This window comes from Stenotrophomonas sp. 2YAF26 (assembly GCF_052114625.1).
GTDB lineage: Bacteria > Pseudomonadota > Gammaproteobacteria > Xanthomonadales > Xanthomonadaceae > Stenotrophomonas > Stenotrophomonas indicatrix.
In genome coordinates, this window is sequence record NZ_JBFRFC010000002.1 from 271,734 (window position 1) to 288,140 (window position 16,407).

The following is a 16,407-nucleotide window of genomic DNA, read 5'->3' on the forward strand; positions in this document are numbered from 1 at the left end:
AGGCATGCACGGCTGGCGCGAAGCGGGAGGGTGCCGGCCGACGGCCGGCACCACCGCCTGATGATCAGAAGCCGAAACGCAGGCTGGCCCAGTACGCGCGGCCGGGCTCGTTGTAGGTCGCCGCACCGGCGTCACTGCTGTTGGCCTCGCGGAACAGGCGCTTGTCGGCCAGGTTGTTGACGCCGAAGCCCACGCTGACCGTGTCGGTCACCTTGTAGCGCGCGCTCACGCCCCAGACGTTGTACGCGCCGCGGGTCTGCAGCACGGTGGACGCATCGCAGTTGGCGGTGCAGCGCGGATCGTTGTTGATGTTGGCCGTGGCCGGTTCCTGCTTGCCGTAGAAGGTGCCGGTCAGCAGCAGCGACAGCTGCTCGTTGGCCTGCCAGTCCAGCATGGTGTTGACGGTGTACTTGGGAATCACCGACAGCGGCTGGCCGGTGCTCTTGTTTTCGTTCTCCACCATGTAGGTGAAGTTGTTGCTCCACTTCAGGCGGTCGCCCTGCTCGCCCAGCAGCGGGATCACCAGGTTGCCCTCGAGCCCCTGCACGATGGCCTTGGGTGCGTTCTCCCAGCGGAAGATGCGGCCCTTGCGGTCGGCCGTCAGGCCGATCTGGGTGTAACCGGCCTGGATCTTGTCCTTGTAGTCATTGTGGAAATAGGTCAACGAGGCCTGCCAACCGCTCTGCGGTGCCCACTCCACGCCCAGTTCCTTGTTCAGGCTGGTCTCTGCCTTGAGATCCGCATTGCCCTGCATGTAGCAGCCGGCGCCCAGGCTCGGCAACGCGTTCGGGCAGCCGTTGCCACGGGTGTAATACAGATAGTCCGGGTTGGACTGGTACAGGTTCGGCGCCTTGAAGGCGCGTGCGATGCCGCCCTTGACCACCCAGTCACTGTCGAGCCGGAACTGCGCGTTGAGGCTCGGACTGGTGTTGTTGCCGAACTGGCTGTGATGGTCGAAACGCAGGCCCGGGGTCACGATCCAGCGCTCACCGAGGTAGATGTTGTCTTCCACGTAGACGGCGGTGGTCTGTGCATCGGACTTGCCGCGTGCACGATCGGCCGAAAGGCCCGGAATGCCGCCACCGCTGCTGCTGGACTGGCTCATCGAATAGGGATCGGTCAGCCGACTGTCGAGGTACTCGAAGCCCAGCGTCCACACGTTCTCGGCACCGCCGAGGGTGGTCGGGAAGCTGACTTCGCCGTCCAACTGGTAGTTGCGCAGGCGCGAGGTCGACCAGTCGGCGCCATTGAAGCTGCCTTCCGGGCCGCCGGCCAGGCCTTCGTTGATGCGCGAATTGTTGACCCCTTCCACCGCTGCCGTCAGCCGCGAGCTGACATCGCCCCAGCGTCCGCGATGGGTGATCGCGCCGGTGGTGCGGTACATGCGGTTGGTCTCGGCCTGCTGCTCGGCCAGCGCGGCCAGGTCGACGCCGGTGGAGGTACCAGTGGTACTGACCGCACGATCGCCGGCATAGATGTTGCCCTGGCGGCTGGTACCGGCCTCGAACTCGACCACCTGGTTGGCGGTCACGTCCCAACGCAGCAGCGCGTTGACGTCGCGGTTCTTGACGCCTTCGCGGCCCGCCGGCGGTACCGCATTGGCACCGGTGGCGAAGTTGCGGTTGAGATCCAGCGAATCGGCATCGGTCTTGTTGAGGTTGCCGTACAACCGGAACGACAGCGTGTCGGTCATCGGCCCGCTCAGCTGCAGGCCGAGGCGTTCGCTGCCGCCCTCGGCACTGTGTTCGGGCACCAGGCCGTACAGGTCAACCGCACCGGTCAGGTCGCCGGTCGGGCGCTTGGTGATGATGTTGACCACGCCACCGGAGGCGCCCGAGCCATAGCGTGCCGCTGCCGGGCCGCGCAGCACTTCGATGCGTTCGATCATTTCCGCCGGCACCCAATTGGTATCGCCGCGCGTGTTGCGCTCGCCACTGCGGCCCATGCGCACCGCGTCGCGTGCACCCACGCGCTTGCCGTCGATCAGGATCAGGGTGTTTTCCGGCCCCATGCCGCGCAGATCAATCTGCCGGTTGTTGCCGTACTGGCCCGATGCACTGTTGCCGGTCAGATTGACGCCGGGCATCGTCCGCAGCAGTTCGGCGATGTCGTTGACCGGCGGCCGCTTGGCGATGTCCTCGGCGGTGATGGTGGAGGTGCCCAGCGCCTGCCGCGCGATCTGCGAGGCAGTGACATGCACGGTGTCGATATCGGTGGCATCGGTTTCCGCTTGGGCGGTGACGGCAGCGGTGGCCAGCAGCGCAGCGACGGCAAGCGCCAGCGGGCGCGGTGAAAGAGTGTTTGCAGGCATGTTCTGAACCTTCTGGCAGGGCAACGGAAGCCTCTGGCATAGGGCACGAGGCGGCGACGGGGGAGGCGGAACGATCACTGCGGGATGCCCGCATGCCGGTTCCTGCCGTCATTTTTTCACAAATGCGAGTGATTCTCAAATGCGTCAACGCATTGCGGCATCGGCCGGCATGTGCTTCACCCGCGTTTTTCGTCCTGCATGGCGCTTAAACTGGCCGGCTTCCCTGCCATCAACCGTCGACAGCCGCGGCCGATACCGTGGTCTGTTGTGCGCCGTTAGAGATCGACGTGGATACACCCCAACTGGACGAAGCCAGCCAACCGCTGGCTCAGGCCTGGCAGCAGTGTCTGCTGCTGGCCGGCCCCGCCGCCGCCGCGCTGCTGCATGCCGTGGCCGCCGATGCACCGCCGACGCTGGCGCAGCGCTTCTACGAAGTGCTGCTGCAGGACACGCGTGCGCGCCGCTTCCTGTCCCACGAACAGGTCAAGCAGCGCCTGCAACCAGCGATGCAGCGTTGGCTGGCCCAGCTGCTGACCACCGATGCGGATGGTATTGCCGCTACGGTCGCCGCGCAGCGGGTGATCGGCGATGTGCATGCGCGGGTCGGCATTCCGGTTGACCTGGTGGCACGCGGTGCTCGCGTGCTGAAGCACGAACTGTTCGTCCGCCTGCGCGCCGACGCCGCTGACAACGACACTGCCTTCGCCGCCATCGATTGCCTCAGCGCGATCATGGACATCGCCATGGAAGGCATGACGCTGGCCTACACGCACGCCCGTGAGCGCTCTTCGCGCACCGATGCGGCGTACCGGCTGTTCTCGTTGGTGCAGAACGTCAGCACGGAGCGCGAGCGCCAGCGCGCCCTGCTGCTGGATTGGGAAAATACCCTCCTGTACACCCTCGCCGGCCATGCGACAGGTGCCGACAACGCCAGTCTGGCAAGCTCGGAATTCGGCCTGTGGTTCACCCACAAGGGCATTCCCAGCTTCGGCGAAAGCAGCGAGACGCAGCAGGTGGGCCAGCTGATGGCACGCATCGACAGCCGCCTGCAGCGCGCCACCGATGAAGATCCGGCACGGCGGCTGACCGCCCTGCCGATGATCCGCGAAGACCTGGCCACCATCCGCAACCTGATGACCCTGCTGTTCGAACGCATCGGTGAACTGGATGCGGGCAGCGATGCGTTGACCAACCTGCTCAACCGACGCTTCCTGCCGACCGTGCTGCGTCGTGAGATCGAGTTGTCCACGCGCAACCGCACGCCGTTCTCGCTGTTGCTGCTGGACCTGGATCATTTCAAGGCGATCAACGATGGCCACGGCCACGACGCCGGCGATCGCGCACTGCAGCACGTCGCCGCCCTGCTCGGCCAGCAGACCCGTGGCAGTGACTACCTGTTCCGCTACGGCGGCGAGGAGTTCGTGGTGGTGCTGGTGGCGGCAAGCGAGTCGCAGGCGGAGGTGATTGCCGAAAGCCTGCGTCGGCAGATCGCACAATCGCCGATCACCCTGCCCAATGGACAGACGCTGGGGCTGACCGCCAGCATCGGCGTGGCCGGGCACGATGGGCATCCCGATTACGAGCGGCTGATGGCGCGCGCCGACGCGGCGATGTACGCCGCCAAGCGGCAAGGCCGCAACCGGGTGGTGGTGGCCGACGAAGCCCTGCCCGAGGCACCAGGACGACGCGCGCTGCAACGTTGAGCCTGCAGCGCGCGCGGTAGGGCGTCGAACGGCGTCGGCGTTACCGGGCGGCCTTGCGCGGAATGCGCCACGCCGTCCACCAAGCCAAGCCCAGCAAGGCGATGCCCGCGCCCAGCGCACACACCGCCGGCCACCCATAGCGCGCCTGCGTCCAGGTGCCCGCCGCAGCCCCCACACCGCTGCCCACGGCATAGAACAGCATGTACAGCGCCACCAAGCGTCCATGCTGTTCGGCCGGTGCACGCAGCAGCAGGGCCTGGTTGGACACATGCAACGCCTGCCCGCCCAGATCCAGCACCACTACGCCCAGCAGCAACAGGGCCAGCGAATGCGGCAGGCCCAGCAACGGCCCCCAGGCGACCAGCATCAGCAGCAGCGCCCCCAGGCTCACCCGGTGGGCAAGGCCACGATCCATCCAGTGCCCGACCCGCGCTGCCAGTAGTGCGCCGATGATGCCGGCCAGGCCCAGCGCGCCGATGGCGGCGGTCGACCAGTTCAACGGCGGCGCCGACAACGGCAGTGGCACCGCGGCCCAGAACACGTTGAGGCCGGCAAACAGGAACAATGCCAGCGGCCCGCGTTCGCGCAGCGCGCGATCCTGCCGCAGCATATCGGCCATCGAACGCAGCAGGTTGCGCCACGACGGCGGCATTGCAGGCACCGGCACGTGCGGCAGACGCCGCCACAGCAGCAGCGCCAGCGCCGCCATCAGCAATGCCGACAGCAGGTACACCGCGCGCCATCCCGCTACGGCGGCTACCGCACCTGAGACCACGCGTGCCGACAGCAGGCCGATGAACACGCCGCCCTGGACCATGCCGACCACCCGCCCGCGTTGCTCCGGTGCAGCGAGGTTGGCGACGTAGGCGATCAGTCCCTGGGTGAGCGCCGTACCGAGCAGCCCTGCCAGCAGCATGCCCGACAGCAACCACGCGGTGCTGCGGGCGGCGGCCAGCCATAGCAGCGCCACGACCAATGCCAGCAGTTGCATCCTTAACAGTCGACGGCGGTCGCCACGATCAGCCAACGGCAGCAGCCCGAGCAGGGCCAGCACGCTGCCGGCCTGGGTGGCGGCCAGCACTGCACCGGCCACGGCGGCATCCAGGGCGAAATCATGGGCCAGGCGCTCCAGCAGCGGCTGCGCGAAATAGACGTTGGCCACGCTGGCACCGGCAGCAATGGCGAGCAGGCCCAACACGGGGCGGGAAAGCAAAGGCATCATCAATGTGGTTGCATTTTAAAACTACGTGCACGGTAGCGTCACTGGTTTTAAACTGCAACCACAATCGAGGAGTCCGCCATGCACGCCAACAGCCCCTGCCCCGTGGCCCGCAGCGCCGATCTGCTCGGCGACCGCTGGGCATTGCTGGTCATCCGCGATGCCTTCGATGGCGTCAGTCGCTTTGGCGATTTCCAGCGCAGCCTGGGCGCGGCGCGCAACATCCTCAGCGACCGCCTGCGGCGCCTGGTCGAGGCGGGGCTGCTGGTGCAGCAGCCCGCCGCCGATGGCAGCGCCTACCAGGACTATGTGCTGACCGCGGCCGGCCAGGACCTGTTTCCGCTGCTGGTGGCCCTGCGCCAATGGGGAGAACGGCATTGCTTCGCTGCTGGCGAAGCACACTCGCAACTGATCGAATCCAGCAGCCGCCGGCCGCTGCCCTACATGCAACCCCATGGCCGTGACGGTCAGCCCGTGCGCGCCGCCGATACCCGCGTGCGCAAGCTCAAGGGAGAAGGCGGCCGGGCCTGATCCGCCCATTCGCGCACACCGGTGGCTTTCGTGGGCGGTTAGCATCGCTCGTCTCCTGCCGCTGGATGCCGTCGATGCCGAACTACGCCCGAACCCTGTCGATCCTGCTGCCACTGGTCCTGCTGCTGGCCGCACCACCGGCCTCTGCCCGCGACGTGGCAGCACCCGCAGAGCACGTGGACAGCGACGGCCCTTACCTGTTCCGTGAAGGCGCGCAGCTGAAAGCGCAGTGGATCTGCCAGGACCAGGTGGAAACCCACAGCGTGCAGGCAGGCACCGATGGCACGGAGGTTGCCTCGCGCTGCGGCTACCCGCATGCGGTGCATGTGCTGCCGCCGAACGCGCCGTCGGCATCGGTGCTGCCGGCCGTGCCGCGCATCGTCGCCGTGTCCGACATCCACGGCCAGTACGAGCTGCTGGTCCGCCTGTTGCGCGCCAACCGGGTGATCGACACGCAGGACCGCTGGGCACTGGGCACGGACACGCTGGTGATCGCCGGCGACGTGTTCGATCGCGGCCCGCAGGTGACCGAAGCGTTCTGGCTGCTGTATGGCCTGCAGCAGCAGGCAGCCGCCGCCGGTGGCGCGGTGCATTTCGTGCTCGGCAACCACGAGACCATGGTGCTGTACGACGACCTGCGGTACGTCAACCCGAAGTACCTGCGCAGCGCGCAGCTGCTCGGTCGCAGCTACCCGCAGCTGTATGGTGCCGACTCGGTGATCGGCCAGTGGCTGCGCACGCGGCCGGTGCTGCTGCAGATCGGCGATACCCTGTTCCTGCACGGCGGCATCTCGCCCGAAGCGGTGCAGATGGCATTGGACCCGGCCCACACCAATGCCGCCTACCAGGCCTCGCTGGGCATTCCCAAGGCCGAGGTGAAGGCAGACCCCGCCACCGCACCGTTGTACGACGGCAAGACCAGCCCGATCTGGTACCGCGGCTACTTCGACGGGCGCCTGGACAGCCAGGGCGTGCAGGCGGTGCTCGACCGTCTCCAACTCAGGCGCATCGTGGTCGGCCACACCTCGATGCCACACGTCAGCAGCTTCCACGACGGCCGCGTGATTGCCATCGACAGCAGCATCAAGAATGGCGAGAACGGCGAACTGCTGTTCATCGAGGACGGCAAGCTCAGCCGCGGCCTGCTGGACGGATCGCGGGTGCCGCTGGCCGAGGGTGAGCCCGGCCTGCAGGACTGAACGAAGGGCCAGCGCCGGGTGCGCGCAGGCCGCCCTCGCCCGCCACCTCCGCCCCGTTTGCCGCTACCCTCGGCAGCCGAGAGGCCCGCCCTGTCCAGCGGGCGGCCCATCCGCCCCCAGGAGCCCCGCGCATGCGCGTACTCATCGCAGAAGACGACCCCGACATCGCCTCTGGCCTGTGCGCCTCGATGCGCCGGCAGGGCCACGTGGTCGACCACGTGGACAACGGCGCGCATGCCGATGCCGCCCTGAACTCCACCCAGTACGCGCTGCTGGTGCTGGACCTGGGCCTGCCCCAGCTGGATGGCCGCGACGTGCTGCAACGGCTGCGCCAGCGCGGCGATGGCCTGGCCGTGCTGGTGGTCACCGCACGCGATGGCCTGGCCGAGCGCGTGCGCGTGCTCGACCTGGGAGCCGACGACTACCTGGTCAAACCCTTCGCGCTGGACGAATTCGAAGCACGCGTGCGTGCACAGCTGCGCCGGGTCACCAGCAACGGCAACCCCGACCTGCGCATCGGCCGGCTGCGCCTGGACCTGACCGGTCACCGTGTGTGGATAGACGAGCAGACGCTGGAACTGACCGCGCGCGAATTCGGCCTGCTGTCCGCCCTGGCGGTGCGTGCCGAGCGCATCGTCTCGCGTGCGCAGCTGGTGGAGGCCCTGTGCGACTGGGGCCAGGACCTGACCGACAACGGCCTGGACATCGCCCTGCACCGCCTGCGCCGCAAGCTGCAGCCGGGCGGCATGGGCATCCGCACGGTGCGCGGGCTGGGCTACATGCTGGAAGACGCCAGCGCGTGATCAGCGGACCGCCCAGCCTGCGACGGCGTCTGCTCGCCTTCCTGGCGCTGCCGATGCTGGGTCTGCTGACCTTCAACACGCTGCTGGCTTACTACGTGGCGCTGGACTACTCCAACCGCATCCACGACCGCAACCTGACCGATGACACCGTGTCGTTCGCACAGATGCTCAGCACGATGCCGGTCAGCAGCGACCTGTCCCCGCAGGCACGTTTTCTCATCGAATACGACCCCGACGGTCATCGCTACTTCAACGTCGACAGCAGCCGCTTGGGCACCATCGCCGGCAACGCAGATTTCAGCGCCTATGCGCCCTCGCAGGACTGCAGCGGCACGCACCCGGCGCTTTACGAAGGCGAGTTGAACGGCCAGCAGGTGCGCATGTCGACGGTCTGCACCCAGGCGATGAACGATCCGCAGGACCAGCTGGCGGTGACCGTGGCCGAAAGCATGGCCGACCGCCGCCAGCGTGCACGCGAGATCCTGATGATCGTCATTCCACTGATGGCCATGCTGGCCCTGGGAATGGCCGCGCTGGTCTGGTTCGGCGTCACCCACGGCCTGCGTATCCTGACCCCGCTGACCTCGCGCCTGGCCCAGCGCCGCGGCGAGCTGGCACCGATTTCCGATGCCGACGTGCCCGAGGAAATCCAGCCCCTGATCAGCACCATCGATGGCCTGTTCGCGCGGCAGGCGGAAATGATCACGCTGCAGAACCGCTTCATTGCCGATGCCGCCCACCAGTTGCGCTCGCCGCTGGCGGGCATGGCACTGCACGTGGACCAAGCACTGGCCCACGGCGATCCGGAGACCGTGCGCGAAGCGCTGCAGAACATCCGCCGGCTCAACCAGCGGACCGCACGCGTCAGCACCCAGCTGCTGGCGTTGAGCCGTGCCCAGACCGTGCCGGAGACGGTGGAGGCACTGGACCTGTCCGAACTGGTGCCGCAATGGGTGGGCATGCGCGTGCCCGAAGCGATCCGCGATGGCATCGACCTGGGCTACCTGGGTCCGCAGCAGCCGGTCCGGATACTGGGCAACGGCGCCCTGCTGCACGAGGCGCTGGACAATCTGATCGACAACGCCCTGCGCTACGCCGGCGCGGATGCGACCGTCACGGTCGGTGTGCAGGCCCTGGACGACAACGATGTCGAGCTGTACGTCGAAGACAACGGCCCAGGCGTACCCGAGGACGTGATGTCGCGGCTGGGGGAACGCTTCTTCCGCGCGCCCGGCACTGCCGCCAGCGGCACCGGCCTGGGCCTGGCCATCGCCCATGAGGCCGTCGAACACCTGGGCGGACGCCTGGGCTACCTCAACCGCCCCGGCGGTGGCCTGAAGGTGTCCATCACCATACCGTTGCTGAAGGGCCCTTGATCCAGACGGACCGTTGAAAGGTTGCCGAAAATCGCGCTTGCGATGCTGACCTTCCCGACTGCCGCGCTGGAGCCGACTGGTGCCTGCATCCCATGAGTTCTTTCTTCCCGGTGGCCCACAGGGTGTCCTGCTGATCCATGGCCTGACCGGCACGCCCGCCGAAATGCGCATGCTGGGCAAAGGGCTGAACAACGCGGGCTTCAGCGTGCATGGCGTGCAGTTGCCCGGCCACTGCGGCAGCGTCGAGGACCTGCTGCAGACCCGTTGGGAACAGTGGTACCAGGGCGTGGAAGACGCGGCGGCGGACCTGCGTGGCAAGGTCGACCAGCTGTTCGTGGGCGGACTGTCGATGGGGGCGGTGCTGGCGCTGGCGCTGGCCGCGCGGCGGCCGGACTGGGTCTCCGGCGTGGGGGTGTACGGCGCCACCTTCCGCTACGACGGCTGGAACATTCCGGCGGTCGCACGCTTCTCGTTCCTGTTGCCGTGGTTCAAGCGCCTGGGCATCGGCCGCGACCGCATGTTCATGGAAGAGCCGCCGTACGGCCTGCGCGACGAGCGCCTGCGTGCGCAGGTCAGCGCCGCCATGCTCTCTGGTGACAGTGCCGCTGCCGGCCTGCCAGGCAACCCGTGGCATGCATTGGCCGAAATGCGTGCACTGAGCACCTGGACACGGCGTCACCTGCACCAGGTCACGGCACCATGCCTGGTGATGCATGCCCGCGAGGACGACGTGGCCAGCATGGGCAATGCCGAACTGGTGATCTCGCGCGTCAGCGGCCCGACCGAACTGGTGGTGCTGGAAGACAGCTACCACATGATCACCATCGATCGCGAACGGCGCGAGGTGATCCGCCGCAGCGCGCGCTTCTTCAGCGACATCAGCGAACGTGCGGGCGTGCTGCAGGCGGTCGCCTGAGATGGGATCGCTTGCGACCCTGCTGTGGCTGGTCAACGTGGTGCTCGACACCGGCGGCCAGTTGGCCTTCAAGGCTGCCGCCAGCGACCCGCAGGACGGCGAAGGCCTGCAGCGCTGGAAACACATGTTCGGCCGTCCCTGGCTGTGGCTGGGCATCGCCTGCTATGTGCTTGAATTCGTCGCCTGGATCGCTTTCCTGTCGCTGGTGCCGTTGTCGCAGGGCGTGCTGCTCGGCTCGATCAACATCGTCGCGCTGATGGTGGCCGGCCGCATCCTGTTCCGCGAGCGGCTGACGCCGTTGCGGGTGACCGGCATGCTGCTGGTCAGCGCCGGCGTTGCCGTGGTCGGAGCCGGAACATGAGGCGGCTGTACCTGGTCGGGTTTCCGCTGCTGATGGCCTTCGACACCCTCGCCCAGCTGTGCTTCAAGTACGCCGGCGACGCCGCGCTGCCGGTCGAGGCCAACAGCGCATGGCTGCTGCGCGTGCTGTCACAGCCCTGGGTATACGGCGCGATGCTCGGTTACGTCGGCGCGTTCTTCACCTGGATGAGCCTTCTGCGGCACGCGCCGATCGGCCCTGCGTTCGCGGCCTCGCACCTCGAAGTGATCAGCGTGCTGCTGCTGTCGGCGTGGCTGCTGCACGAACCGTTGACGCTGCATCACCTGATCGGTGCGGTGCTGATCGTGGCCGGCATCATCTGCCTGGGCCGCGCCGAGGCGGATGATCCGCATGCTGTTACCGAAGCAACCCCGTGAGCCTGCTGTCGCGCGAGTTGCCTCCCACCGCTGGGCTGCCCCTGCAGGCCGGCGATTTCCTTCCCGGTGGCGGTGACCTGTGCACGATTCTTGCCGGGCAGCTGGGCACGCCGCCGCTGCAGCTGACCTGCTCGGGCACCCATGCCCTGCTGATCGCCCTGCGCACCCTGCGCAGGCGCGCGCCGCAGCGCGATACGGTGATCCTGCCGGCCTATACCTGTCCGCTCGTACCGATTGCCGTGCACAGCCTCGGCCTGCGCATACACCTGTGCGATACCCGCCGCGACCATTTCGATTTCGACCCGGCGATGCTGCACGCCGCAGCCGATGCACGCACGCTGGCGATCATTCCCACGCATCTGGGCGGGCGCATCGCCGATGTTGATCGCGCATGTGCCATTGCGCACCGCGTCGGTGCGTGGGTGATCGAGGACGCCGCACAGGCACTGGGTGCACGCGTGGCCGGCAACAGCGTCGGCCTGCGCGGCGATATCGGCTTCTTCAGCCTGGCCGCCGGCAAGGGCCTGAGCCTGCATGAGGGCGGTCTGCTGCTGACGCGTGATGAAGAACTGCGTGCGGCTTTGATCGAGCAGGCCGCAGGACACACGCCCTTCAAGCCGCGCTGGGAACTGACCCGCAGCCTGCAGCTGCTGGGCCTGGCGGCCTGCTACCGCCCTTCCCTGCTGTCGCTGGTGTATGGAAATCCGCTGCGGCGTGCCCTGCGCCGCGGCGACCTGGAAGCCGCGGTGGGTGACGTATTTCCACTGGATATTCCGCAGCATCACGTCAGCCGCTGGCGGCAGAGCGTCGGTGCACGCGCAACACAGCGCCTGCCCGATTTCCTGCAGGCCGCCCGTCTGCGTGCGCTGCAGCTGCGCATGCAGCTGGAGTCGCTTCCCGCCGTTGAAGTGGTGGACGGAATGCCTGGCACCCAGGGCACCTGGCCGATGCTGATGCTGCTGCTGCCCAGCGAACGTGCGCGTGACAAAGCGCTTTCATCGCTGTGGCAGCGCGGCCTGGGTGTCAGCCGCATGTTCATCCATGCATTGCCGGACTATGCCTATCTGCGAGGCGTCGTTGCAGACGCGCACGTACCCAATGCCCGCGACTTCGCCGCCCGCTCCCTGACCGTGGGCAACAGCCCCTGGCTGACCCACGAAGACACGCGCGAGATCGTAAAGGTGCTGGCAGGCCAGTAGTGGCCGAAGCCTGCTTCGCGCCTACTGGCTGAACGCTTCCCGAGTGCCTTCGTTCGGGCTTTCAGGTGGAAAGGAACGAGAAAGACGGCCTGCCTACATTGGCCCCGTCGCCGGCATCGTGCCAAGGCCTCTCTTCATCGACGGAGCTGCCCATGCAATGGAGCATCCTGTGTGACTTCGATGGCACCATCAGCCTCGAGGACGTCATCGATTCACTGCTGGAAAACTTCGGCCAGCCCGGTTGGCAACAGCTGGAAGACCAGTGGCGCTCCGGCGAGATCGGTTCGCGTGAATGCATGCAGGGCCAGGTCCGCCTGCTGAAGCTGGATCCGGCCACCCTCGATGCACACCTGGACCAGGTACGGATCGATCCGGGCTTCGCCGCCTTCGTCAATCGCGCGCAGGCGTTGGGCCTGCCACTGCGCATCGTCAGCGACGGCCTGGACTACGCAATCCATCGCATCCTCGCCAACCACGGCCTGCCGCCGCTGCCTGTGGTGGCCAACCACCTGCGCTGGTGTGACGGCCATTGGCAGCTGGAATCCCCTTACCAGGCCGAAGGCTGCCGCAGCGGCACCTGCAAGTGCACCTGCGCGGCGCAGGCGCGTGCTGACGAAGCTCCCCGCGTGTTGATGATCGGTGATGGCGCCTCGGATTTCTGCGTGTCCGAACACGCCGATTTCGTGTTCGCCAAGCGTCGCCTGATCGCCCATTGCACCAACGCCGGCATCCCCCACGCCGCCATCGACACCTTCCACGACGCCACTGCGCTGTTGCCGCGCCTGCTCGACGGCAGCCTGCTTCAACCCTCGCTTCCGCGGCTGCTCGCCACCGCCTGATCGCTCCGCCCGTTGCTTCCTTCGAATGCCCTCTCCGGAACCGAACCGATGAATATTTTTGACAAGAACGCCGATGCCGCCATCACCGATGCGCAGCTGCTGGCAGACGAAGCCCGCTACAGCTCCTTCGGTGACACCGTGCACTACGTCGATCCGCCGAAGATCTTCCAGCGCTGCGAAGGCAGCTACATGTTCGATGCCGCCGGCACCCCGTACCTCGATCTGCAGATGTGGTATTCGGCGTGCAACTTCGGTTACGCCAACCAGCGCCTGAACAATGCGCTGAAGGACCAGATTGATACCCTGCCGCAGGTCGCCAGCCAGTATCTGCACCCGACGCGCGTGCAGCTGGCCAAGACCATCGCGGTGGACATGCACGAGAAGTTCGGCCTCGACGGCCGCGTGCACTTCAACGTGGGTGGTGCGCAGGCGGTGGAGGATTCGCTGAAGATCGTCCGCAACGCGCGCAACGGCAAGAGCCTGATGTTCGCCTTCGAAGGCGGCTACCACGGCCGCACCCTCGGCGCCTCGTCGATCACCTCCAGCTACCGCTACCGCCGCCGCTACGGCCATTTCGGCGAACGCGCGATGTTCATCCCGTTCCCCTATCCCTTCCGTCGCCCGAAGGGCATGACCCCGGACGAATACTCCGACCACTGCGTGCACCAGTTCGAGCGCCTGTTCGAAAGCGAGTACAACGGCGTGTGGGATCCCAAGGTCGGCCAGGCCGAGTACGCCGCGTTCTACGTCGAGCCGATCCAGGGCACCGGCGGCTACGTCATTCCGCCGCGCAGCTTCTTCAAGGGCCTCAAGCGCGTGCTGGACAAGTACGGCATCCTGATGGTCGTCGACGAGATCCAGATGGGCTTCTGGCGCACCGGCAAGCTGTGGGCCATCGAACACTTCGATGTCACCCCGGACGTGCTGGTGTTCGGCAAGGCGCTGACCAATGGCCTCAACCCGTTGTCGGGCCTGTGGGCGCGCGAAGAGCTGATCAACCCAACCGTGTTCCCGCCGGGCTCCACCCACTCGACCTTCAACTCCAATCCGCTGGGCACGCGCCTGGGCCTGGAAGTGCTGAAGCTGGGCAAGGAGATGGACTACGAGCGCACCGTGCCGGAGAAGGGCGCCTACTTCCTCGACGGCCTGCGCGGCCTGCAGAAGCGCCATCCGGAAATCGGCGATGTCGATGGCCTCGGCCTGGCACTGCGTGCGGAAATCTGCGCCGCCGATGGCTTCACCCCGAACCGTGAACTGCTGGACCGCATGGTCGACATCGGCCTGGCCGGCGACCTGCTGCACGACGGCAAGCGCATGGGTCTCGTGCTCGATGTGGGTGGCTGGTACAAGAACGTGATCACCTTCGCACCCTCGTTGAACATCAGCTACGAAGAGATCGACCTGGCGATCACCCTGCTGGACCAGCTGCTGACCAAGGCCAAGGGCTGAGCGGGAATGCGCTGCCGGTTCCCGTGCCCCGCATGGACATGATCCCGCGTGTATCCAGCACCGCGCTGGAACCGGCCGCGTTGCTGGAGGGCTTCCTGGCCCACCCACCCCTGGGGTTCGATGCCAGCCGCCTGCCCAGCGGCCTGCCCAGTTTCCGTGCGCCACTGGATCTGACCACAACCCTGGACGATGCACTGCGCACGCGCCTGCTGGGGCTGCCGCTGTCGCGCCTGTGGCGGCCGTGGCTGACCTGGCAGACGCGGTTCATCGGTGCCACCAGCACCGAGTACACACCGCTGCCGGCGCATGTGTCGGCGGCGGCACTGGCCGACGACGTGCTGCGCCATGGCGTCGGTGACAGCCGGCTGCTGGTGGTCAAGGATCTGGCGATCGATTCGCCCTTGCTGGACGATGCCGCCAACGCACACAGCCACGCCTTCCTGCAGGCGCTGGAAGCACGCGGCTTCATCCCGCTGGAGGGCATGCCGCTGGCATGGGTGGCGATCGATTTCGATTGCATCGACGCCTATCTGGCACGCCTATCCGCAGGGCGTCGCAAGAACATCCGGCGCAAGCTGCGCTCACGCAGCAACCTGCAGATCGACTGCATCGCCACCGGAGACCCTGCCCTTGCCGAACCGCGGCTGCAGGCTGAACTGCATGCGCTGTACCTGCAGGTGTATGCACAGAGCGCCGTGCATTTCGACCGGCTCGACCTGCCCTTCTTCCAGCACCTGCTGGCAGACACGCAGGGACAGGGGCGCTTGTTCCTTTACCGCCACAACGGCGAGCTGATCGGCTGGAACCTGTGCTACGTGCATGCCGGCAAGCTGGTGGACAAGTACATCGGCCTGTCCTATCCGCAGTCGCGCGACCACAACCTGTACTCGGTCAGCTGGATGCACAACCTGGAATACGCGTTGCAGCACGGCCTCAGCCACTACGTTGCCGGCTGGACCGATTCACGCATCAAGGCCGAACTGGGTGCCCGCTTCACCTCCACCGTACACGCGGTACATGCGCGTTCGCCCTTGCTGCGCGCCGCTCTGCGCAGGCTGGCCCCGCACCTGCAGGCTGAGCCGGATGGAGGAGGCTGACCGATGCAACTGCGTCCGCCGCTGATCCTCGACCTCGACGGTGGCGTCCTGCCATTGCCGCAGGCACGCACGCTTGCGCTGCAGCACTGGCATGACCCGCTGCGCTTTGCCTGCCGCAACGCCACGCTGTCACGCTTCGCCACTGAAGTTCTTCGGCCGCTGCCGGCACAGCTTGGCACGGTCATGCTCGGCAGCGGCGACTTCCACCATCTCAGCCTGCCGCTGCTGCAGCGCCTGCGCACGCGTGCCCCGTTCCAGCTGGTGGTGCTGGACAACCATCCGGACAACATGCGCTTTCCCTTCGGCATGCACTGCGGTTCCTGGGTGAATGCCGCCTCCACGTTGCCGCAGGTATCGCATGTGCATGTGCTGGGCATCACCTCCGCCGATATCGGCCTGGGCCACGCGTGGGAGAACCACTGGCGGCCCCTGCTGGGGCGGCGGCTGACCTACTGGTGCATGGATGTGGATGTGGGCTGGGCCGGTCGCATGGGCATGGCAGATGCCTTCCGCCGCTTCGRCCATCCCGAGGCCCTGGTCGCCGCGTTCGCCGCCGAACAGGCGCAGGCCCCTCAGCCAACCTACCTGTCGATCGACAAGGACGTGTTCGCTGAAGAGGTAGCACGCAGCAACTGGGACCAGGGCCGCTTCCAGCTTGAACACGCACTGATGGTGATCGAGGCCCTGCGCACCGGTGGACTGGTGGGCAGCGATATCACTGGCGAGGTATCACTGCCCAACTACCAGAGCCGTTTCAAACGCTGGCTGTCGTCGCTGGATGGCCAGCCAGACATCGGCGCCGATGATCTGCCGGCATGGCAGCAGCAGCACCAGCAGGTGAACCGCGAACTGCTGGCGGCGATGGCCGCAGTGCCGACTGCCTGCTGAGTGCTTTTTTTTTAGCGCCGAGCCATGCTCGGCTTCTGTTCGCGGTCCCCTGAGTCGAGCATGGCTCGACTCTACAAAAGGCGATAGCCGAGCATGGCTCGGCTCTACACTGGGCTCTCGC

At 66.9% G+C, this 16,407-nt stretch carries 15 protein-coding genes; 13 read left to right on the forward strand and 2 right to left on the reverse strand.

What is annotated here, in order from left to right:
• Positions 1 to 64: 64 nt before the first annotated feature.
• The gene (locus AB4Y98_RS03565; protein ID WP_442243781.1) at positions 65 to 2,311 is read right to left on the reverse strand and encodes a TonB-dependent siderophore receptor; all 2,247 of its coding nucleotides are present in this window, start codon (positions 2,309 to 2,311) and stop codon (positions 65 to 67) included.
• A gap of 287 nt (positions 2,312 to 2,598) precedes the next feature.
• Here AB4Y98_RS03565 and AB4Y98_RS03570 point away from each other — a divergent pair, with 287 nt between their 5' ends.
• Positions 2,599 to 4,014 (forward strand): GGDEF domain-containing protein, encoded by a 1,416-nt coding sequence (locus AB4Y98_RS03570; RefSeq protein WP_442243782.1) that lies wholly within the window; start codon positions 2,599 to 2,601, stop codon positions 4,012 to 4,014.
• Between the two features lie 40 nt (positions 4,015 to 4,054).
• On the opposite strand, the gene AB4Y98_RS03575 is transcribed toward AB4Y98_RS03570, so the two are convergent.
• Complete coding sequence (locus tag AB4Y98_RS03575) at positions 4,055 to 5,236, reverse strand: MFS transporter (RefSeq protein WP_442243783.1); 1,182 nt, start codon at positions 5,234 to 5,236, stop codon at positions 4,055 to 4,057.
• A gap of 78 nt (positions 5,237 to 5,314) precedes the next feature.
• On the opposite strand from AB4Y98_RS03575, the gene AB4Y98_RS03580 reads away from it, so the two are divergent.
• From AB4Y98_RS03580 to AB4Y98_RS03635, 12 genes are all read left to right on the forward strand, one after another.
• A complete protein-coding gene (locus AB4Y98_RS03580) occupies positions 5,315 to 5,764 on the forward strand; it encodes a winged helix-turn-helix transcriptional regulator (protein WP_223494591.1) in 450 nt (149 codons plus the stop codon).
• Positions 5,765 to 5,838: 74 nt separating this feature from the next.
• Entirely contained in the window at positions 5,839 to 6,963 is a 1,125-nt protein-coding gene (locus tag AB4Y98_RS03585) for a metallophosphoesterase (protein ID WP_442243784.1), read from the forward strand.
• Between the two features lie 131 nt (positions 6,964 to 7,094).
• Positions 7,095 to 7,766, forward strand: a complete 672-nt coding sequence (locus AB4Y98_RS03590; RefSeq protein ID WP_025873777.1) for a response regulator — start codon at positions 7,095 to 7,097, stop codon at positions 7,764 to 7,766.
• Positions 7,763 to 9,142: a sensor histidine kinase gene (locus AB4Y98_RS03595; RefSeq protein WP_312786692.1), complete on the forward strand. Its 1,380-nt coding sequence runs from the start codon at positions 7,763 to 7,765 to the stop codon at positions 9,140 to 9,142. The genes AB4Y98_RS03590 and AB4Y98_RS03595 overlap by 4 nt, the downstream gene beginning before the upstream one ends.
• Positions 9,143 to 9,221: 79 nt before the next feature.
• Entirely contained in the window at positions 9,222 to 10,058 is an 837-nt protein-coding gene (locus tag AB4Y98_RS03600) for an alpha/beta hydrolase (protein WP_312108833.1), read from the forward strand.
• A gap of 1 nt (position 10,059) precedes the next feature.
• The gene (locus tag AB4Y98_RS03605; protein ID WP_025873780.1) at positions 10,060 to 10,419 is read left to right on the forward strand and encodes an EamA family transporter; all 360 of its coding nucleotides are present in this window, start codon (positions 10,060 to 10,062) and stop codon (positions 10,417 to 10,419) included.
• A complete protein-coding gene (locus AB4Y98_RS03610) occupies positions 10,416 to 10,814 on the forward strand; it encodes a DMT family transporter (RefSeq protein ID WP_312108830.1) in 399 nt (132 codons plus the stop codon). The genes AB4Y98_RS03605 and AB4Y98_RS03610 overlap by 4 nt, the downstream gene beginning before the upstream one ends.
• Positions 10,811 to 12,013 (forward strand): DegT/DnrJ/EryC1/StrS family aminotransferase, encoded by a 1,203-nt coding sequence (locus AB4Y98_RS03615; protein WP_442243785.1) that lies wholly within the window; start codon positions 10,811 to 10,813, stop codon positions 12,011 to 12,013. Before AB4Y98_RS03610 ends, AB4Y98_RS03615 begins: the two co-directional genes overlap by 4 nt.
• Before the next feature lie 152 nt (positions 12,014 to 12,165).
• The gene (locus AB4Y98_RS03620; RefSeq protein WP_363730785.1) at positions 12,166 to 12,852 is read left to right on the forward strand and encodes an MtnX-like HAD-IB family phosphatase; all 687 of its coding nucleotides are present in this window, start codon (positions 12,166 to 12,168) and stop codon (positions 12,850 to 12,852) included.
• 48 nt (positions 12,853 to 12,900) lie between these two features.
• Positions 12,901 to 14,301, forward strand: coding sequence for an aspartate aminotransferase family protein (locus AB4Y98_RS03625; RefSeq protein ID WP_442243786.1), 1,401 nt, complete (start codon positions 12,901 to 12,903; stop codon positions 14,299 to 14,301).
• A gap of 32 nt (positions 14,302 to 14,333) precedes the next feature.
• On the forward strand, positions 14,334 to 15,398 hold the full coding sequence (locus AB4Y98_RS03630; protein ID WP_442243787.1) for a GNAT family N-acetyltransferase: 1,065 nt from the start codon (positions 14,334 to 14,336) through the stop codon (positions 15,396 to 15,398).
• Between the two features lie 3 nt (positions 15,399 to 15,401).
• Positions 15,402 to 16,286, forward strand: a complete 885-nt coding sequence (locus AB4Y98_RS03635) for an arginase family protein (protein WP_442243788.1) — start codon at positions 15,402 to 15,404, stop codon at positions 16,284 to 16,286.
• Positions 16,287 to 16,407 lie beyond the last annotated feature (121 nt).